This is a genomic window from Gordonia sp. 135, assembly GCF_009720185.1.
GTDB lineage: Bacteria > Actinomycetota > Actinomycetes > Mycobacteriales > Mycobacteriaceae > Gordonia > Gordonia alkanivorans.
The window spans coordinates 782,383-800,743 of record NZ_CP046257.1; the positions used below are offsets into that span (position 1 = coordinate 782,383).

The following is an 18,361-nucleotide window of genomic DNA, read 5'->3' on the forward strand; positions in this document are numbered from 1 at the left end:
ACGCCTTTGGCAGCATGAACCACATGATGACGTCGGCGGCGACACCCAAGGGTGCGCGACGGCGGTCTCGCTTGATCGAGGCCGCCGGCGAGCTGCTGCTCGAAGGCGGCTTCGACGCCGTGCGTCATCGTGCGGTGGCCGAACGTGCCCAGTTGCCGCTGGCGTCGACGACGTACTACTTCGCCTCCCTCGACGACCTGATGGCCGAGGCGGCAGCCAGCCTCTGCAGCCACGACGCGGAGGCAGTCACCGAGCGCTGCAACGCACTTCCGCGTCGACGCCGCGGGAAGACCGCGACCTCGACCGCCCTCGCCGAGGTCGTCGTCGGCGACGACACGATCCAGCAACTGTCGGCCCGTTACGAGATGATCGCGCTGTCGGCGCGGTACCCGATGCTGCGCGAGGTGGTGAGCGACCGGTGGCAGACGCTGTCCATGTGTCACCTCGACGTCCTCGCCAAGTCCGGCCGGGTTGCCGACCCCGCCCACATCGCCCAGCTGATCGGGATCGAGGACGGCGCCATCGTCGGCGCGCTCGGACAGAACGGTGTCCGGCCCATCGACGCGGTACGCGACGCCCTGTTCGAGGTGATCGACGTCCTGGCACCGCGGGCGTGACAGCAGAGAAAGAAAGGGATCGGATGTCGGGGGATTCGATGAGTAGGCGCCGTACCCGCGCGGGTGTCGTCGCCGCGTTCCTGTCCATGCTCTTCGGGGTCACGATGCTCGTCGCCCCCAGCGCGCAGGCCGCTCCGGCCGGTCGCGTCGACGCGGGGGTCCCGTTGTCGTCGGTGGTCTACGGAACCGGCTGCACCTACCCCGTGACCGTCCCGGTCAACTCGTCGGGTTGGGTCGAGTTCTGGGAGGTCAAGCCGGGTCTTCCGGCTCGATTCATCGGCCGCGATCTCCCCTCGGGTGCCCTCGCCTCGGTCACCTGGGTGCCCCGTCGGATCGGTGACAAGTACCTTTACGCCGTCCAGAACGGCAAGGCCTCGCAGCCCACCCTCGTGAAGGTACGACAGGGCTACGGGTCCAACGGCACCTGCTTCGCGTTCTGAGCGGCGTGTGGGTCGGCAGGTGGAGGAATTCGGGATCCGCTCCTGAGCGACCTACACTGAGCGGGTGTCGAAGCCCGTCATCGCCAACGTCCTGGCCAGCCGCTATGCCTCCACCGACCTCGCCGAGCTGTGGTCGGCCACCACCAAGATCGCCCTCGAACGGCGACTGTGGATCGCGGTATTGAAGGCGCAGGCCGACCTCGGGATCGACGTCCCGGCCGACGCCATCGCCGACTATGAGCGCGTCGTCGACCAAGTCGACCTCGCCTCGATCGCCGACCGCGAGCGCGTCACCCGCCACGACGTCAAGGCTCGCATCGAGGAGTTCAACGCCCTCGCCGGTCACGAGCAGATCCACAAGGGCATGACCAGCCGCGACCTCACCGAGAACGTCGAGCAGCTGCAGATCCTCCGTTCCCTCGAGCACGTGCACGCCCACGGCGTCGCCGTCCTGGCCCGCATCGTCGAACGTGCCGCCCAGTACTCCTCGGTCGTCATGGCCGGCCGCAGCCACAACGTCGCCGCGCAGGCCACGACCCTCGGCAAGCGTTTCGCCTCGGCCGCCGACGAACTGATGATCGCGCTCACCCGGCTTCGTGAGCTGATCGACCGCTACCCGCTGCGCGGCATCAAGGGCCCGATGGGCACCTCGCAGGACATGCTCGACCTCCTCGGCGGCGACGCCGCCAAGCTCGCCGACCTCGAGGCCCGCGTCGCCGATCACCTCGGATTCGCGCGATCGTTCACCTCGGTCGGCCAGATCTACCCGCGGTCGCTGGACCACGACGTCGTGTCCGCGCTGGTACAGGTCGCCGCCGCGCCGTCGTCGCTGGCCCACACCATCCGGCTCATGGCCGGCCACGAGCTGGTGACCGAGGGCTTCCAGCCCGGCCAGGTCGGCAGCTCGGCGATGCCGCACAAGATGAACACCCGCAGCTGCGAGCGCGTCAACGGTCTCGCCGTGGTCCTGCGCGGCTACGGCTCGATGGCCGCCGAACTCGCCGGTGCCCAGTGGAACGAGGGCGACGTCTTCTGCTCGGTGGTCCGCCGCGTCGCACTGCCCGACGCGTTCTTCGCGATCGACGGCCTGATGGAGACCTTCCTGACCGTCCTCGCCGAGTTCGGCGCGTACCCCGCGGTCATCGCCAACGAGCTCGACCGCTACCTGCCGTTCCTCGCGACCACCAAGGTGCTGATGGCGTCGGTGCGTGCGGGCGTGGGTCGGGAGACCGCGCACGAGGCGATCAAGGAGAACGCCGTCGCGGTGGCCCTGGCCATGCGCGAGGAGGGCCGCGAGCCCGACCTGCTGGACCGCCTCGCTGCCGACGACCGCATCCCGCTCGACCGGGCCCAGCTCGATGAGCTGCTCGCCGACAAGTCGGTGTTCGTCGGAGCGGCCGAACAACAGGTCGCCGACGTCATTGCCGCGGCGGAGAAGATCATCGGCCAGTACCCGGAGGCCGCGGCCTACGCACCTGCCCCCATCCTCTAGGGGTCACTCCGGCGCGGAGGCGTCGGCGTGCCCGAGCTTCCAGTCGGGGAGCGCGACGTCGCGCACCAGTCGCTTGAGTTCGGGAGCCCCGGGGAATCCACCGTCGCGTTTGCGCTCCCAGATCTGCGTCCCGTCGACGTCGATGTGGAACACGCCGCCGGTCCCGGGGACGAGCGTCACCGAACCGATCTCGGTGCCGAAGGTGTTGAGCAGCTCCGATGCCATCCACGACGCACGCAGCAGCCAGTTGCACTGGGTGCAGTAGGTGATGGTGATGTGCGGTCCGGTCATCGGTCAAGAATGTCAGAGCCTGCTGTCCCGTGCCGCCCGCCGAACCTCTAGGGTCGAGTCCATGCGTCCTGAACTGCAGTCCTACCGGCATCTGGCGTCGGGAAAGGTCCGTGAGATCTACGAGATCGACGCCGACACCCTGCTGTTGGTGGCCTCCGACCGGATCTCGGCCTACGACCACATCCTGAGTCCCGCGATCCCCGACAAGGGGCGCATCCTGACGGCGATGAGCTTCTTCTGGTTCGACGAGCTCGGCGTCCCCAACCATCTCGCCGGTGGACCCACCGACGAGCGCATCCCGGGTGAGGTCGTGGGTCGCTCGATGGTGGTGAAGCGACTGCCGATGGTGCAGGTCGAATGCGTCGCGCGCGGCTACCTGACGGGTTCGGGTCTGCTCGACTACCAGGCGACCGGTGCGGTGTGCGGCGTCGAACTGCCTGCGGGACTGTCGGAGGCGAGCAAGTTGCCCGAGCCGATCTTCACCCCGGCGACCAAGGCCGATCAGGGTGAGCACGACGAGAACATCAGCTTCGAGCGCGTCGTCGAACAGGAGGGTGCCGAGCTCGCCGAGGCGCTGCGGTCGGCGACCCTCGACATCTACGGACGCGGCGCGGCAGTCGCCGCCGACCGCGGGATCATTCTGGCGGACACCAAGTTCGAGTTCGGCCGGGGCGCCGACGGTGAACTCGTGCTCGCCGACGAGGTTCTGACCCCCGACTCGTCGCGCTACTGGGAGGCCGCGACCTACGCGGCCGGCAAGGTCCAGCCCAGCTTCGACAAGCAGATCGTCCGGAACTGGCTCACCAGCGCCGAATCCGGTTGGGACCGTGCCTCCGATGTCGCTCCGCCATCGCTGCCCGACGACGTCGTCGAGAAGACGCGCCAGCGGTACATCGATGCCTACGAATGGATTTCGCAGAAGTCCTTCGCCGACTGGCCCACTGCGGAGGTGGCCTCGTGACCGACGAGCGAAACACCGCGACACCGCCGGTCGCCAAGAAGGTCCCGAAGGAACGCACCCACCACGGCGACACCTTCGTCGACGACTACGAATGGTTGCGCGACAAGGACGATCCGGAGGTGACCGCCTACCTCGAGGCGCAGAACGCGTTCACCGAGGCGCACACCGGTCACCTGTCGGATCTGCGCAAGCAGATCTTCGACGAGATCAAGAGCCGCACCAAGGAAACCGACATGTCGGTGCCCGTCCGACGTGGACGCTTCTGGTACTACGCCAGAACGCAAGAGGGCAAACAGTATTCGATGTCCTGCCGGTGCCCGATCGCCGGCGATGACGACTGGACCGCGCCGAAGGTCGACGACGGTGTGACGCTGCCCGGTGAGGAGGTCCTGCTCGACAGCAACGTCGAGGCCGAGGGACACGATTTCTTCAGCCTCGGTGCGCTCACCGTCAGCGACGACGGCAACTGGCTGGCCTACAGCACCGACGTCGTCGGCGACGAGCGATACACGCTGCGCATCAAGGACCTTCGTACCGGCGAGGTCCTCGACGACGTCGTCACCGACACCTCGGGTAGCGCGGTGTGGTCGGCCGACGCCCGCCACGTCTTCTATTCGACGGTCGACGCCGCATGGCGGCCGGACACGGTGTGGCGACACGACATCGGTGCGGGCACCGAGGACGTCAAGGTCTTCCACGAACCCGACGAGCGGTTCTGGGTCGGCATGGGCACCACCCGCAGCGACAAATACCTCGTCATCGGAGTCGGCTCCAAGATCACCTCGGAGAGCTACGTTCTCGAAGCCGACAACCCGACCGGTGAGTTCCGCAGCGTCGTGCCGCGCGTCGACGGCGTCGAGTACAGCGTCGAACATGCCGTCATCGGCGGCGACGACTACTTCGTCATCGTGCACAACGAGGTCGTGGACGGTCAGAAGGCGGAGAACTTCGCCATCGACATCGCGCCGGTGGACAGCCCCGCGGACCGGCGTCCGCTGATCGCACACGATCCGGCCCGCCGCGTCGAGGACCTCGACGCCTTCGCCGACTACCTGGTGCTGTCATACCGGCGAGAGGCGCTGCCGCGCCTGGCCATTGCGGACCTCCGCCGGATCGACGGCATCCCCGCCGAATCCGACTTCCACGAGGTCGACTTCGATCAGGAACTGAGCACGGCCGGGCTCGGCGGCAACCCCGAGTGGTGGTCACCGAAGCTGCGCATCGGCTACGGCAGCTTCATCGAACCCGCGGAGTTGTTCGAACTCGACGTCGCCACCGGCGAACGCACCCTGCTGAAGCGGCAGCCGGTGCTCGGCGGCTACGACCCCGCCGACTACGTCCAGTCCCGTGAGTGGGCGGTCGCCGACGACGGCACCCGGATCCCGCTGTCGGTGGTGCGCCGCAAGGAGACCGACGCAGCGAAGCCTGCCCCGCTGCTGCTGTACGGGTACGGCTCGTACGAGGCCAGCATCGATCCCTATTTCTCGGTGTCCCGGCTGTCCATGCTCGATCGCGGCATGGTCTTCGTCCTCGCCCACATCCGTGGCGGCGGCGAGATGGGTCGCTACTGGTACGAGAACGGCAAGGACCTCAGCAAGAAGAACACCTTCACCGACTTCGTCGCGGCCGGACACCATCTCGTCGAGACGGGATGGACGACGCCGCAGCAGATGGTCGCCGAGGGCGGTTCGGCCGGCGGTCTTCTGATGGGTGCGGTGGCCAACCTCGCGCCGGAGCTGTTCAACGGCATCCTGGCGTCGGTGCCGTTCGTCGACGCGCTGAACTCGATCCTCGACCCATCGCTGCCGCTGACGGTCATCGAATGGGACGAGTGGGGCGACCCGCTGCACGACCCGAAGGTCTACGAGTACATGAAGACCTACACGCCGTACGAGAACGTCGACGCGAAGCCGTATCCGCCGATCCTCGCGTTGACCTCCCTCAACGACACCCGGGTGCTGTACACCGAGGCGGCGAAATGGGTGGCGCGGCTCCAGGAGAAGTCGACGTCGGGCAACCCGATCCTGCTGAAGACGGAGATGACGGCCGGCCACGGCGGCGTCAGCGGGCGCTACAAGCAGTGGGAGGAAGTCGCTTTCGAGATCGCCTGGATTCTGCAGCAGTCCGGCGCACTCGACCGCTAGAAGGTACAGAGAGATCAGAAGAGCCCCACCACCCTCGCGGGCGGTGGGGCTCTTCCGGTTTGGACCCGGAGGTCGATCAGTGCATCATGATCGGACCGCGATCCATGTCCTCTTCGACGAGAGGGGACGCGATCTTCTTGCGCGGCAGGAAGAATGCCGGGATCACGGTGAGCGCGATCAACACCACGGAGATCAGGAAGGTGTTGGAGAACACGTCGGCGGCGGTGTCGAAGAACGACTCCGGCAACGGGTTCGGGACACCCGGGGGCAGCGGCTTGTCGGAGGTGTTCGCCATGATCGCGAGACCGGCCTCCGGCTTGCCGGCCAGGCTGCTGGCGAGGATCACCGAGATCACCGCGGTGCCGATCGAGGTGGCCGTCTGCTGGATGGCGTTCATCAAAGTCGAACCGTCCGGCACCTGGGCGTTGCTCAGGGTGGCGAGCGCCGCGGACATGATCGGCATCATCGTCATACCCATACCGAGGCCCTGGACGAACAGCGAACCGCAGATCAGCCAGTACGAGGTGTCCGAGCCGAGCATGGTGAACGCGGTCATGCCGAGGAGGATCAACACGATGCCCGCGAGTACGAACTTGCCGGGGCCCATCCTGTCGGTGAGTTTGCCGGCGATCGGCATCGTCAGCATGGCGCCGAGACCCTGCGGGGCGAGCAGCAGACCCGCGGTCAATGTCGACTCGCCGCGCACACCGATGAAGTACTGCGGGAACAGCAGTGCGGCACCGAAGAACGCGATCATGAACAAGACCATCGTGATCACCGCGATGCTCAGCGTCCGGTTCTTGAACAGACGCAGGTCGAGGAGCGGCTTCTTCGCGCGGAGCGCATGGACGATGAACGCGACGATGAGAAGTGCGCCGATGATCGTCGGGATCAGCACCGAGCCGCTGACGAAGGTGCGGTGTTCGGCGCTCGAGGAGATGCCGAACAGGAACAGCGCCAGACCCGGCGACAACAGCAGCAACCCGACGAAGTCGATCGAGGACCGCTTGGTCTCGGCGTCGTCGCGCAGGACGATCCAAGCGAAGACGAAGGCGATGATGCCGATCGGGACGTTGATCAGGAAGATCCAGTGCCAGCTCAGCTGCTCGATCAGCACACCGCCGAGGATCGGGCCGGAGATGGGGCCCAACAGCATGGGGATACCGAGGACGGCCATCACCGATCCGACGCGTTCGGGGCCGGCCGCCTTGGTCAGCATCATCATGCCGATCGGCATCAGCAGGCCGCCGCCGAGACCCTGGACCACACGGAACGCGACCAGCATGCCGATGCTCGGTGCGAAGGCACAGAGAATCGAACCGAGGGTGAACAGGACCAGCGAGGTCAGGTACACCTTCTTGGTGCCGAAGCGCGATGCCGCCCAGCTGGCGAGCGGGATCACCGCGGCGAGGGCCAGGGTGTAGCCGGTCGCGGTCCACGCCGCGCCCGCGGCGTCGGTGTTGAACTCCTGCTGGAAGGTGTTCTGGGCGACGCCGACGACGGTGACGTCGAGGATCGACATGATCGCACCGAGTACGACCACACCGGCGACCATCAGGACGTTCTTGTCCAGCTTGGTGTCTGGTGGGCCTTCGTGGAGATGGCCTCCGGTGGAGGATGTCATGCGGTGTTTCCTATCGGTCGGGATGCGACTGAGAAGTAGGTGTCGGGAGGTGTTCGCGGTCAACGGGTGACCAGATTGCAGAAGTGGTCGACGGCGTCGTCGACGATGGGTTGCAGTGCCGAACACAGGTTGTCCCGGAGTTCGGCGGGGAGACCGGCCACGAACCGTCGTACGGTGTCGTGCTGCAGTGCCAGGTGCGTCTCGAGGTAGCGCATGCCGTCGTCGGTGAGAGAGACGCGCTTGATCCGCCGGTCTGCCGAGTCCTCACGACGATCGGCGAGACCGGAGCTGACCAGCTTGTCGACCGTCCGGCCCGCGGCCGCGAGGGACAGCTGGACCTGGTCGGCGATGGCGTTGACCGGCATCGGCCCGTCGTGGCTGCCGAGCGCGCACAGCACCCGGAGCTGCGAGAAGGTGATCTCGGTGGCGGCGAGACTCTCCATGGTCTCGGGCCGGCCGATCTCGAGGAGCCGGTCGAGGAATGCGACGAGCGCCGCCGACGCGGACTCGATCGACTTGTCGGCGCTCGATGCGCTCAGGAGTTCCTCGGACACCCGGAAATAGTAACTCCGACGCAACTATTGCAGAAACGCAATAGGTGTGAGATCGCACATGAGCTGCGAGATGGTGTGACCCCCGTCTCAGGCGCAGGGTGTGCAGCCGATCACAGACTGTCGGCGACGGGTTAATCTCTCCCCATGGGCAACATCAAGGACATCCCGGTCACCTCTCTCGACGGCTCCGACGTCTCGCTGAAGGACTTCGGCGGACCGCTGCTGATCGTCAACGTCGCAAGCAAGTGCGGCCTCACCCCGCAGTACGAGGGCCTCGAGCAGCTCGCGAAGACCTACGGCGACAAGGGTTTGACCGTTGTGGGCGTGCCGTGCAACCAGTTCATGGGCCAGGAGCCGGGCACCGCCGAGGAGATCGCGACCTTCTGCTCGACCACCTACGGCGTCACGTTCCCGCTGCTCGAGAAGACCGATGTGAACGGCGACGCGCGCCATCCGCTGTACGCCGAGCTGACCCAGGCCGCCGACGCCGACGGCGAGGCCGGTGACATCCAGTGGAACTTCGAGAAGTTCCTCGTGAACGCCGACGGTGAGGTCGTCAACCGATTCCGTCCTCGCACCGAGCCGACCGATCCGACCGTCGTCGCCGCAATCGAATCCGTGCTCTGAGTCGATTTGGGGGCACCCGGTAAGCTGACCAGGCGAGAACTGATCAGCAGAGATTGAGGAGCGGTGCCATGGCGCGAGTGGTGGTCGACGTGATGCCCAAAGCCGAGATTCTCGACCCGCAGGGGCAGGCCATCGTCGGCGCACTGGGTCGGCTCGGATTCACCGGGATCGGCGACGTCCGTCAGGGCAAGCGCTTCGAGCTCGAGGTCGACGACACCGTTGACGATGTGACCCTGGAGCGGATCGCCGAAGAGTTGTTGACCAACACGGTGATCGAGAACTTCAACGTCTCCCGGGTCTCGGAGTAGGCGGCATGACAGCTCGTATCGGTGTCATCACCTTCCCGGGCACCCTCGACGACGTCGACGCCGCCCGTGCGGTCCGGCTCGCCGGCGCCGAACCCGTCGCACTGTGGCACGGCGACGCCGACCTGAAGGGCGTCGACGCGGTCATCGTGCCGGGCGGCTTCTCCTACGGCGATTACCTCCGTGCCGGCGCCATCGCGCGCTTCGCGCCGGTGATGGGGTCGGTCGTCGAGGCAGCGGGCAAGGGCATGCCGGTCCTGGGAATCTGCAACGGATTCCAGGTCCTGTGCGAGGCCGGGCTCCTGCCGGGCGCGTTGACCCGCAACGAGGGTCTGCACTTCATCTGCCGCGACGAGTGGCTGCGCGTCGAGAACAACACGACCGCGTGGACGACGCGTTTCGAGCGCGGCGCGGAGATCCTGATCCCGCTGAAGTCCGGCGAGGGCCGCTACGTGGCGTCCGAGCGCAAGCTCGAGGAACTCGAGGGCGAGGGTCTGATCGTGTTCACCTACCCGGAGCGCAATCCCAACGGGTCGGCACTCGACATCGCCGGTATCTCCAGCCCGAACGGCCGGATCGTCGGTCTCATGCCGCATCCCGAGCACGCGACCGAGGCCCTGACCGGCCCGAGCGACGACGGGCTCGGCCTGTTCTACTCGGTGATCGACTCGGTCCTCGCCTCGGTGTGAGTGCGTCCGGATGAGCGACGCAGCGCCGAAGATCCCGACGAGTGCGTCGGCGACCGGGCTCGGTGAGTTCATCGACGCCTCGCCGTCGCCGTTCCATGTCTGCGCCACGGTCGCCCGCGAGCTCGAGAATGCTGGATACACAAGGCTTTTCGAGGAGCAGGCGTGGCCGGCTGCGGCCGGCGCGGCGTCGTCGAAGTCCTATGTGATGCGCGGCGGCTCGATCATCGCCTGGGAGACCGGCGACGGTCCCGCCTTCCGCATGGTCGGCGGCCACACCGACAGCCCCAACCTCCGGTTGAAGCAGCATCCCGACCGCACGTCGGCCGGGGTGGCCATGATCGCGCTCGAACCCTACGGCGGCGCCTGGCTCAACTCCTGGCTCGACCGAGATCTCGGTCTGTCCGGTCGGCTCGCCTATCGGGCGGGTGATCGGGTGGCGCACACTCTCGTCCACGTGACCGAGGCGGTGGTGCGGGTGCCGCAGCTGGCGATCCACCTGTCGGAGGACCGCAAGGGCGTATCACCCGATCCGCAGCGGCACGTCAACGGTCTCTGGGGTCTCGACGACGCCACCCCGGACGTTCTCGGCTGGGTCGCGGAGTACGCGGGCCTCGACCCAGACACCCTGTTGGGCTGGGAACTGATGACCCACGACGTCGCGCCGTCGGCGGTGATCGGTGCGGCCGAGAACCTGCTCAGCGCACCGCGTCTGGACAACCAGGGCACCTGCTACGCCGGACTCCGCGCACTGCTCGACGGCTCGTCGTCGACGCATACGCGAGTGTTGGCACTGTTCGACCACGAAGAGGTCGGTAGCGGCTCCGAGCGTGGTGCCGCATCGGACTTCCTGGCCTCGATCTGTGAGCGGATCGTGTTGTCGCGCGGCGGTTCCCGCTCCGATTACCTGCAAGCGATGGCTGGGAGCGTGTGCCTGTCCGGCGACATGGCGCATGCGACGCACCCGAACTACCCGGAACGCCACGAGCCCGGCCATCGCATCTCGATCGGCGGCGGCCCGGTGCTCAAGGTGAACCAGAATCTTCGTTACGCCTCGGATGCGTTGGGAGAAGCCATCTTCGCGGTGGCGTGCGACGATGCGGGCGTGCCGATGCAGCGATACGTCCACCGCGCGGATCTGCCCTGCGGCTCGACGATCGGACCGATCACCGCGACCCGCACGGGACTCACCACGATCGACGTCGGCGCGCCGCAGCTCGCGATGCACTCCGCGCGCGAACTGATGGGTGCCGCCGACGTGCCGATGTATTCCGCTGCGTTGCAAGCCTTCTTGGCTCGGAACTGAATCAGTAGGAGCGGGCGAACCCGAGCACGTTGTTCACGTACTCCATGGAGTTGTTGTAGCGCAGGATCGCGGTGGTCAGCGACGCCGGGTTGCGCAGGTCGAGACCCTCGTCGCACAGGTAGCGACCGGTGGTCAGCGCGGCGTCGAAGATGTTCTGCGGGTCCGCTTTGCCGTCACCGTTGCCGTCTGCGGCGTAGGCCTTCCAGGTGGACGGCAGGAACTGCATGGGGCCGACCGCGCGGTCGTAGGCCGCGTCGCCGTCGAGCTCACCGCCGTCGGTGTCGCTGATGACCTCGTTGCCGCCGAGCGAGCCGTCGAGGACGGGGCCGAAGATGGCACTGCGCAGCACACCGTCGGGATTGACGTTGCCCTGGTCGGCGTGGTGGGACTCGACCTTGCCGATGCCGGCGATGACCTTCCAGTCGATGCCGCAGCGCGGGGTGGTGTCGGCGAGGGTGCTCGCGGCCTTCTTGTAGGCGTCGTAGTTGGTCACGGGGACCGCGCCGGAGGTGACGCTCGCCGGGCGGATGACCGGGGCGGGTGCCGGCGTCGGGGCCGGGGCGATCGGATGCGCCCGCGCGACGGGGGTGAGCGCGGGGGCCGCGGTGGCCGTCACGCCCGTGGAGAGGCTGCTGGGCTCCGGGGCGGCTGTCGGGTGCGACAGCTCGGCTCCTGCGGTGGCCGCGCCCGCCAGGACTCCGACGGGGAGGAGGGCCGTGGCCCACAGCGGTGTGCGTGTTTTCTTCCGTGGCTTGGAATGCTTACCCAAAACTTACTGACCTCACGTGTACTGCTCGTGGTTCGTGCTCTCGGAACCGAGCCGACCGTACACGTGGTCGTGAGCAAAGCGTTATCTTCCCGTGACCAACAAGGGTATGGACAGCGGGTCAGGTTTGTGTCTTCGCAGGTAGTCGGGGGCAGCCGGTCTCCGATGTGAGACGGCCCACACGCGCCTCAATTCGGACGCAGAACGGACATCGTGGAACCCTCGCTGAGCACGATGTAACCCTCGACGACCTTGATCAATCCGGGCGAACCGACGCCCTGTTCCCAGGCCACACTGTTCTCAGGTGTCAGGGCAGTCAGCTGGCCCTGGTTCGACAGGATCATGGTGGTGCCCGTCGATCCGATGCAGGCCGGATTGGCCAGGATTGGTTGCTCCGGACCGGGCGGCGGACCGCTGCCGATGTGATCGCCGTCGGCGAGCGCGTACGTCGTCCGCGACCCGTCGAGGCGTCCGAAGTTCACCAGTGAGCCGCAGGCAATGGCGCCCGACTTCGACAGTTCGCGGTCGCTGATCCGCCACAGTGCGCCCTGCCGAGCCGGATCGCGCACCTCGTACTCGCCGCGATCGGCGAAGATGCGGTTGGAGGCGGTCAGCAGCGGCAGCGTCGACGGCCCGGATTCGACCTGCAGGCCCTCCGAGTCGTCGACGGGGTCGGGGTCGACGCGTCCGTTGATCGTGGCGTACGTGGTGACACGCTCGGCGTTGTAGTCCTGGTGCTCGACGGTGACGCCCGTCGGATAGAGGGCGATGTCGCACTGGTCGCAGGCGATGCGGTTGTCGCCGTTCGTCGGGTTGACCAGGAACTGGCTGGCATCGGCGGTCTTGACGACGACGATGTCGCCGGTGACCTCGATGTCGACGACCGGTGCCGCGAAGGTGCGTGCCCAGATGGTCTTGCCGGCCGGCGTGTTCAACGAGAGCTGGTGACCGACCCGGTTGACCCGTAGGAAGTTGTTGCCGAGTCCCACGACCTTCTTGGTGTCGAGGTATCGGGCCGTCTGCGTCGGGACCCCGGCGTCGTCGACGAGATAGAAGCCGTCGTCGAGCGGGGTGCCGAGTTGGACAGCGCACCCGACCTGGCCGGCCTCGTTGAAGGCGCAGTCGCCCTGGCCGGCGTTGACCGGGGAGTCCCAGAGGAGACGGCCGTTGCGGCGGTCCACCATCGTGAACGAGCGGCCCAGACCCGACGGGTAGGCGATGAGCCAGCCCTCGTCGGAGGTGTCGACGACCTGAATGGTCACCTCGTCGCGATAGTCGGGGAGATCCTCGTGGCCGACGATGGTCCAGGCGATGGACGGCGCACGGTGGTAGTCGCGCAGTTCCCCGTAGGCGTACTCGGCGTCGTCCACCTGGTACTTGCCGCCGGAGAGCACCACTCCGACGGTGACGAGCATTGCTGCGCAGAGGATCAGTACGACCGTCCCGATGCCGAACGGCAGGCGCGCGGAAAGCGCCCGGGCGCGGGAGCGTGAGGACATGGCTAAGAGTGAACCATGGCGTTTCCGCGGGCCACGAGGTGCACTGTTCTCTATGGACCCACTGCAGGATGTACTGGTGACCCTCACGGTCGTGACCACGGGACTCAGCGCTGGTGTGCTGGCAGGTTTCGGCTACGCCGTGATCCCCGGACTGACCCGCGCCGGCGCCGACGTCGCGGTCGTGGCGATGCAACGAATGAACACTGCCATCCTCAATCCGCTGTTCGCGGTCATCTTCGGCGGTGGCGTCGTGTTCGGTGCCCTCGGTACCTGGGCCGCATGGAATGACGGGCTGCGCTGGTGGGTCCTCGCCGCGACCCTCCTCACGCTGCTCGGCATCGTCATCACCATGACGGTGAACGTCCCGGCCAACAACCGCCTCGATGCCGCCGCCGATGTCCACGGCACGGAGGCAGACCGGGTCTGGGCGGAATTCACGTCAGTGTGGATGCCGTGGAACATCGTTCGATCGGTGCTCACCACCGCTGCGGTCGTCGTCCTGGTGGTCGGGTTGCTCGTGGGTTAGAACGGGGGCGGGCCGTCCGCGGCCTCGCGGCGTTCGCGCTCGCGGAGGTTGCGGGCACGCTCCGCCCGCCGGCGTGCGTGCTTGTGCGCGAGCCGGTTGCTGGTGGGCGGGGTGTCGTCCCCGGTGATGACCCGTGGGGTCGGTGGGGCTTGGGGTGGCTGTTCGTAGCGGATACGACGCAGGTTCGGGAAGAAGTCCTCGAGGTTCTCGGCGTCACCGGGGATGACGAACCCCTCGGACGTGCGGTACTCGGTGACCAGGTGGCCGTCGTCGTCGCGGTACTGGACGTCGATCCAGTCGCCGAACGTCTTGTGCAGGTGCCCGAACCGGCACTTGGCGTTCAAGTTCTCACTCGATGTGGCCCCACCCTGGGCGGGATTGGTGTGGTCGTACTCGGCGACGTGGTCCAGATCGGAGTCGAAAGCCGAACACCCGCAGCCGGGTTCGGTGCAATAGCCGTCACGCACCCGCACGAAGTCAGCACACGCGGTGGTGGGCCGGTACGGGTCGGCGGCTTGCGCACCGGGGTAGACGATCACGACGTCTTTCGACGGGACGTCCTCGACGACGATGCGGGCCGGTGGTGTGCGGACCGGGGTGACGGGTGTGATGGTGGAGTCCGACCGTTCGGCGAGATCGCGGACGTGGTCGTCGGAGATGACGCCGGCGCCGTCGACCCAACCGATCCCTGGTGCCCCGGCGAGGGTGGCGGCGTCGGTGACGACGTGGATGACGACCTCGGTGCTCACCGACCGGACCACTTTGGCGGGGTCGGGGATCTCGGCGTCACAGTCCTCTCGCTGGCATTGGCAGTCGAAGATGGTGCCGGTCAGCAGCGCGAACATGGCATCGGAGTTGCGCTGGTTACGGTTGCGGCCGTCGTGGGCGCAGACGGTGTCGGCGAGCGCTTTCACTGCTTTCGCGGCGATGCGAATGTTCTCCGCGGCCATCACGCCGGTGATCTCACCGGTGCCGTCGGTGAAGTTCTCGGTCCACATACCGCGCTTGTCCAACGCTTCACGACGCCGCTCCCGTACCGCGTCAGGATCGTGACGGAAGACGAGGCGGTCGACCATGTCACGCAGCTTCGGTGTGGTCCAGGCGCCCTTCCTGGTGCGCAGGATGGTTTCGATCTCGGTATCGAGGTCCGCGATGGCCGCGGCGTCGGAGATGAGGTCGGTGCGGGAGATGACCGTCTGGATCAACTGGCGCGACAGGATGCCGTCGCGCAGGGTGGTCAGCACTTTCGGTAGCCGGTCACGCAGGGCGAGCGCTTCACCGACCCACTGATCGGCCTGGTAGCGCGTAATGGCGGCTTCGCGGCAGACCCGGGTCACCATCTCGGTGTAGCGGTCGATGAAGAACCCGCCCTGAGTGTTGACCACGAGCTGGTCGTAGACGGTCAGGATCGACTCATACCGGCACCACGCCAGATAAGCCTCACCATGGCGGATCGAACCGAACCGTTCCATATGGGTTGCGGTGTCAGACAATTCGGGGTGGGCAGCATCGACCCCGGCGAGGAACCCGCTCGGTAGATCGGTCCACTTGCTCACGCTGCCCCCACAACGTCTACAGCCCAACCTGGATGGCTGAATCTGTTACCAACCAATCTAGATCAACCCACCGACAAACGCGGATCCTCCTCCACAGGAAATTCGAGGTAACCGGTTGTGCGGCAGCAGGTCTCCTCGGATTGAAGTCTGGCCGTCGGGCCGCTCAGAACAACTGACCGAGGTAGAACTCCGCTCCCTGGTCGTCGGTGCATCGGGCCGAGACGCCGTATGGCGCAGTGCGGGGTTCCTCGAGGACGCCGCCGCCGGCGGCGCGGACACGCTCGACCGCTGCTTCGACATCATCGGTCACCCACATCGGTACTGCGACGGAAGTGTCGGCGCCACCGGCGATCCCGACCTGGGGTCGTCCGTCGTCGACCTCCCAGCCGTCGTCGATCCGCCCGCCGTGGAACGTCCAGCCGAGTACCGAACCGTAGAAGTCGCGGAAGCGGGCGCTGTCCGGGGTCATCACGGTGAGGTAGCTCATCGCTCCGATGCCGCGCGGGTGTTGGTCGGGTCGGACGTCGCCGGGTTCGGGGGCGAACACTGCGAAACGCACGCCCTGCGCATCGACGGCATCGACGACTCGGTGACCGTCGGGGCTCGTCCCGAACTCGCCCTGTCCGCCGGCCGCGACGATACGGGCTTGTGCTGCCTCAAGATCGTCGACGGCATACGCGCAGAACACGGTTGGTTCGCCGTCGGTCTCGAAGATCCCGAGCCGATGCCCGACGTTGATCACGCGACGCCCCTCGGGATCGAACTCCCAGCCGAGGGCGGCGGCGTAGAAGCGTCGGGCCCGCGCGGCGTCGGGGATGTTCAGAGACATGTAGCCGATGTCGCCCTGACGAATCCGATCGGAGAGCTGCGCCTTCGACGGCCCGGTCAGCATCCAGCGGTGACCGAACGGGTCGACGATGACGCCGGTGCGTGAGCCATACGCCTCGTAGGGTTCACGGGTCACGGCGGCGCCCGCGCGCGCGGCGGTGGCGACCGCGGCGTCGGTGTCGTCGACGGCGAGCATCAGGCTCACCGAGACGTGGCCGGGATCGGGCGCCCGCAATCCGAGGTCGGGGAACTCGGCGGCGAGATAGATTACGCCGCCGCCGATCTCGAGCTCCGCATGGCCGATCGCGCCGTCGTCCATGACGATCGGTTCACCGCGGAGTCGTGCGCCGAGGTTCGCGGTGTACCAGTCGATGGCGGCCTGCGACTCTGCCACGGTGAGGTAGGGGAGCGCTCCCGGTCGCTCGACCACGGGCACCGTGCTGCTCGTCGCCTCTACGGTGGCGGCCTCGTCGAATTGTGTTGCGGTGGACATGATGACTCCTTGCGATAGTGTCGCCCCGCGTTCGAGTCGGTCGCGCAAGGACGCGGCGAAACCGCGGTCGGGTTCGACGGGATCGTCGAAGCCGGGCGTATCGGCTGCGCGCAGGACGTGCAACGGATCCCGTGCCTCGCCGAAGCGTGTGCTGTTCCGGGGGCTCATGCGTGACCTCCTCTCCCGCTGCTCTGGCGTTGTGGTTCGGGGTAGGCCGCGCGGAAGGCGCGCTTCGCGCGGGTGAGAAGCGCCTCGGTCGCACCGACCGTGCGGCCGAGGGTCTCGGCGCATTCACCGACCGGCAGGTCGTCGACATAGCGCAACGTGAGCACTGCACGGTGGATCGGCGACAGTTGCCCCAGCGTGTGGTGGGCGACCATGCGGTCGAGTTCGGCATCCCACGGGTCGTCCCCGCGATCGGGGACGTCCTCGACCGGTTCCGGCGTACGTTGGGCGCGCCGCCAGTGATCGGCGAGCTTGTGCCGCGCGATCCCGATCAGCCACGGAGTCGTCGGTTCGGTGTCCCGGTGCCGACGGACGGAGTCCATCGCCGCCAGGAAGGTTTCCGAGGTCACGTCCTCCGCGGTCCGGCGATCCGCGCAGCGACGGACGACGAACCCGTAGACGGCCGGCAGTGCCTGGTCGTACACCGCCAGCAATCCCTCTGGTCCAGAAGACGCCGCTTGGTCGCTGCTCACGTCTACATCGTCGTGTGCGGGCACCGGAATCCGACGCCCTTCGGCGAAGAATTTCTCCTAACGGTTCGACGCTTCCGTCGCGAACGCCGCGATCGCCGAGGCAACCGCGTGCGGCTGGTCCAGCGAGACGAACGTCCGGGCGCCGGGGATCTCGACGAACCGGGCGCCCTCGCCGTCGGGTCCGGGGAAGACCGAGGCGAACCGCCGGCCGTGTTCGGGGGTGAAACACCGGTCGTCACGACCCCACACGAACCGCACGGGCAGGTCGACCCGCGACATGCGGGCGGTCACCGTGGCGAGCTCCGCCGGGTTGATCTCGCGCAGGAATGCGATGAAGTCGTCGCGGATGCGAGCGTCGCTCTGCAGGGGAGCGAACACCGAAGCGGTGAGGTCCGGGTCGGGGTCGTGGAGGAGCAGGCCGACGCCGAGCGGCGAGTGCCGCAGGGCCTTGAGCCGCATCGCGTCGACGAGCGGCTTCAACAGCAGCCGCTGGCGCATCAGCGCGAAGTACAACCGAAAGGGTTGCGGCGGAAACAGATCGAAGGCATCACAGTTGGTGAACACGAGACGACGCACAAAATGGGGATCCTCGTCGAGTGCGAACTGAGTGACCGCGCCGCCGGTGTCGTTGGCCACGAGGACCGCCGACGACAGGTCGAGGTGTCCGACGAACTCGCGCAACAACCGGCTCGCACCGCGCGGCGAACGATCCGCGTCCGGCCCCCAAGGGATTCGGTGTGAACCGAGCGGCATCAGCGGTACGTGGCACCGGTGACCGCGTTCGGCGAGGAGCTCCGCCACCGGTTCCCACAGGCGGTGGTCGACGACGGCCCCGTGCATGAAGACGATCGGCGGCAGGGTGGAGTCCGCGGGACCGTAGGTGGCGCACTCGATGACACCGGAGGGGAGTTCGACTGTCGGCAGCGTATTTGCCATGGCGAGGTCCGC

At 67.2% G+C, this 18,361-nt stretch carries 19 protein-coding genes; 10 read left to right on the forward strand and 9 right to left on the reverse strand.

Features of this window, described 5'->3' with window-relative positions:
• Positions 1 to 26 precede the first annotated feature (26 nt).
• The 3 genes from GKZ92_RS03590 to purB all read left to right on the forward strand — a co-directional run bounded on the left by GKZ92_RS03590 (position 27) and on the right by purB (position 2,549).
• Complete coding sequence (locus GKZ92_RS03590) at positions 27 to 617, forward strand: TetR/AcrR family transcriptional regulator (RefSeq protein ID WP_187346470.1); 591 nt, start codon at positions 27 to 29, stop codon at positions 615 to 617.
• Positions 618 to 655: 38 nt separating this feature from the next.
• Positions 656 to 1,057, forward strand: a complete 402-nt coding sequence (locus tag GKZ92_RS03595) for a hypothetical protein (RefSeq protein WP_035752093.1) — start codon at positions 656 to 658, stop codon at positions 1,055 to 1,057.
• 64 nt (positions 1,058 to 1,121) lie between these two features.
• Positions 1,122 to 2,549: an adenylosuccinate lyase gene (gene purB / locus GKZ92_RS03600; RefSeq protein WP_035751988.1), complete on the forward strand. Its 1,428-nt coding sequence runs from the start codon at positions 1,122 to 1,124 to the stop codon at positions 2,547 to 2,549.
• 3 nt (positions 2,550 to 2,552) lie between these two features.
• Here purB and GKZ92_RS03605 read toward each other — a convergent pair whose 3' ends face one another.
• A complete protein-coding gene (locus GKZ92_RS03605) occupies positions 2,553 to 2,840 on the reverse strand; it encodes a SelT/SelW/SelH family protein (RefSeq protein WP_155224995.1) in 288 nt (95 codons plus the stop codon).
• Between the two features lie 61 nt (positions 2,841 to 2,901).
• Here GKZ92_RS03605 and GKZ92_RS03610 point away from each other — a divergent pair, with 61 nt between their 5' ends.
• Both GKZ92_RS03610 and GKZ92_RS03615 read left to right on the forward strand, forming a co-directional pair.
• A complete protein-coding gene (locus GKZ92_RS03610; RefSeq protein ID WP_155224996.1) occupies positions 2,902 to 3,801 on the forward strand; it encodes a phosphoribosylaminoimidazolesuccinocarboxamide synthase in 900 nt (299 codons plus the stop codon).
• Positions 3,798 to 5,945, forward strand: coding sequence for a S9 family peptidase (locus GKZ92_RS03615; protein ID WP_155224997.1), 2,148 nt, complete (start codon positions 3,798 to 3,800; stop codon positions 5,943 to 5,945). Before GKZ92_RS03610 ends, GKZ92_RS03615 begins: the two co-directional genes overlap by 4 nt.
• 76 nt (positions 5,946 to 6,021) lie before the next feature.
• Here GKZ92_RS03615 and GKZ92_RS03620 read toward each other — a convergent pair whose 3' ends face one another.
• Together GKZ92_RS03620 and GKZ92_RS03625 are read right to left on the reverse strand one after the other, a co-directional pair.
• On the reverse strand, positions 6,022 to 7,569 hold the full coding sequence (locus GKZ92_RS03620; RefSeq protein ID WP_035751980.1) for a DHA2 family efflux MFS transporter permease subunit: 1,548 nt from the start codon (positions 7,567 to 7,569) through the stop codon (positions 6,022 to 6,024).
• A gap of 59 nt (positions 7,570 to 7,628) precedes the next feature.
• The gene (locus GKZ92_RS03625) at positions 7,629 to 8,123 is read right to left on the reverse strand and encodes a MarR family winged helix-turn-helix transcriptional regulator (protein ID WP_155224998.1); all 495 of its coding nucleotides are present in this window, start codon (positions 8,121 to 8,123) and stop codon (positions 7,629 to 7,631) included.
• Between the two features lie 144 nt (positions 8,124 to 8,267).
• On the opposite strand from GKZ92_RS03625, the gene GKZ92_RS03630 reads away from it, so the two are divergent.
• From GKZ92_RS03630 to GKZ92_RS03645, 4 genes are all read left to right on the forward strand, one after another.
• Complete coding sequence (locus GKZ92_RS03630; protein ID WP_006867195.1) at positions 8,268 to 8,750, forward strand: glutathione peroxidase; 483 nt, start codon at positions 8,268 to 8,270, stop codon at positions 8,748 to 8,750.
• 68 nt (positions 8,751 to 8,818) lie between these two features.
• Positions 8,819 to 9,058 (forward strand): phosphoribosylformylglycinamidine synthase subunit PurS, encoded by a 240-nt coding sequence (purS, locus tag GKZ92_RS03635; protein ID WP_005201292.1) that lies wholly within the window; start codon positions 8,819 to 8,821, stop codon positions 9,056 to 9,058.
• A 5-nt stretch (positions 9,059 to 9,063) separates the two neighbouring features.
• Positions 9,064 to 9,744, forward strand: coding sequence for a phosphoribosylformylglycinamidine synthase subunit PurQ (gene purQ, locus GKZ92_RS03640; RefSeq protein WP_005201295.1), 681 nt, complete (start codon positions 9,064 to 9,066; stop codon positions 9,742 to 9,744).
• A gap of 10 nt (positions 9,745 to 9,754) precedes the next feature.
• Positions 9,755 to 11,047, forward strand: coding sequence for a M18 family aminopeptidase (locus tag GKZ92_RS03645; RefSeq protein WP_155224999.1), 1,293 nt, complete (start codon positions 9,755 to 9,757; stop codon positions 11,045 to 11,047).
• A gap of 1 nt (position 11,048) precedes the next feature.
• Here GKZ92_RS03645 and GKZ92_RS03650 read toward each other — a convergent pair whose 3' ends face one another.
• Positions 11,049 to 11,816: a lytic transglycosylase domain-containing protein gene (locus tag GKZ92_RS03650; RefSeq protein ID WP_155225000.1), complete on the reverse strand. Its 768-nt coding sequence runs from the start codon at positions 11,814 to 11,816 to the stop codon at positions 11,049 to 11,051.
• 185 nt (positions 11,817 to 12,001) lie between these two features.
• On the reverse strand, positions 12,002 to 13,312 hold the full coding sequence (locus tag GKZ92_RS03655) for an outer membrane protein assembly factor BamB family protein (protein WP_006358395.1): 1,311 nt from the start codon (positions 13,310 to 13,312) through the stop codon (positions 12,002 to 12,004).
• Positions 13,313 to 13,364: 52 nt separating this feature from the next.
• Here GKZ92_RS03655 and GKZ92_RS03660 point away from each other — a divergent pair, with 52 nt between their 5' ends.
• Positions 13,365 to 13,838: an anthrone oxygenase family protein gene (locus tag GKZ92_RS03660; RefSeq protein ID WP_006358396.1), complete on the forward strand. Its 474-nt coding sequence runs from the start codon at positions 13,365 to 13,367 to the stop codon at positions 13,836 to 13,838.
• Here the strand turns inward: GKZ92_RS03660 and GKZ92_RS03665 are convergent.
• From GKZ92_RS03665 to GKZ92_RS03680, 4 genes are all read right to left on the reverse strand, one after another.
• Positions 13,835 to 15,394, reverse strand: a complete 1,560-nt coding sequence (locus GKZ92_RS03665) for an HNH endonuclease signature motif containing protein (protein ID WP_155225001.1) — start codon at positions 15,392 to 15,394, stop codon at positions 13,835 to 13,837. The two genes, GKZ92_RS03660 and GKZ92_RS03665, sit on opposite strands and share 4 nt — an antisense overlap.
• 163 nt (positions 15,395 to 15,557) lie before the next feature.
• Complete coding sequence (locus GKZ92_RS03670) at positions 15,558 to 16,883, reverse strand: VOC family protein (RefSeq protein WP_035751973.1); 1,326 nt, start codon at positions 16,881 to 16,883, stop codon at positions 15,558 to 15,560.
• Positions 16,880 to 17,413 (reverse strand): RNA polymerase sigma factor, encoded by a 534-nt coding sequence (locus GKZ92_RS03675; RefSeq protein ID WP_372512905.1) that lies wholly within the window; start codon positions 17,411 to 17,413, stop codon positions 16,880 to 16,882. Before GKZ92_RS03675 ends, GKZ92_RS03670 begins: the two co-directional genes overlap by 4 nt.
• A gap of 57 nt (positions 17,414 to 17,470) precedes the next feature.
• Positions 17,471 to 18,349, reverse strand: coding sequence for an alpha/beta fold hydrolase (locus GKZ92_RS03680; RefSeq protein WP_006358400.1), 879 nt, complete (start codon positions 18,347 to 18,349; stop codon positions 17,471 to 17,473).
• Positions 18,350 to 18,361 lie beyond the last annotated feature (12 nt).

What these genes read in the sequence shown, in the direction of transcription:
- GKZ92_RS03660 (WP_006358396.1), top strand. Translation starts at nt 13,365, where the DNA reads ATGGACCCACTGCAGGATGTACTGGTGACCCTCACGGTCGTGACCACG.
- GKZ92_RS03590 (WP_187346470.1), top strand. Translation starts at nt 27, where the DNA reads ATGACGTCGGCGGCGACACCCAAGGGTGCGCGACGGCGGTCTCGCTTG.
- GKZ92_RS03680 (WP_006358400.1), bottom strand. Translation starts at nt 18,349, where the DNA reads ATGGCAAATACGCTGCCGACAGTCGAACTCCCCTCCGGTGTCATCGAG.
- purS (WP_005201292.1), top strand. Translation starts at nt 8,819, where the DNA reads ATGGCGCGAGTGGTGGTCGACGTGATGCCCAAAGCCGAGATTCTCGAC.
- GKZ92_RS03620 (WP_035751980.1), bottom strand. Translation starts at nt 7,569, where the DNA reads ATGACATCCTCCACCGGAGGCCATCTCCACGAAGGCCCACCAGACACC.
- GKZ92_RS03605 (WP_155224995.1), bottom strand. Translation starts at nt 2,840, where the DNA reads ATGACCGGACCGCACATCACCATCACCTACTGCACCCAGTGCAACTGG.
- GKZ92_RS03610 (WP_155224996.1), top strand. Translation starts at nt 2,902, where the DNA reads ATGCGTCCTGAACTGCAGTCCTACCGGCATCTGGCGTCGGGAAAGGTC.
- GKZ92_RS03630 (WP_006867195.1), top strand. Translation starts at nt 8,268, where the DNA reads ATGGGCAACATCAAGGACATCCCGGTCACCTCTCTCGACGGCTCCGAC.
- purQ (WP_005201295.1), top strand. Translation starts at nt 9,064, where the DNA reads ATGACAGCTCGTATCGGTGTCATCACCTTCCCGGGCACCCTCGACGAC.
- GKZ92_RS03655 (WP_006358395.1), bottom strand. Translation starts at nt 13,312, where the DNA reads ATGTCCTCACGCTCCCGCGCCCGGGCGCTTTCCGCGCGCCTGCCGTTC.
- GKZ92_RS03595 (WP_035752093.1), top strand. Translation starts at nt 656, where the DNA reads ATGAGTAGGCGCCGTACCCGCGCGGGTGTCGTCGCCGCGTTCCTGTCC.
- GKZ92_RS03670 (WP_035751973.1), bottom strand. Translation starts at nt 16,883, where the DNA reads ATGAGCCCCCGGAACAGCACACGCTTCGGCGAGGCACGGGATCCGTTG.
- GKZ92_RS03645 (WP_155224999.1), top strand. Translation starts at nt 9,755, where the DNA reads ATGAGCGACGCAGCGCCGAAGATCCCGACGAGTGCGTCGGCGACCGGG.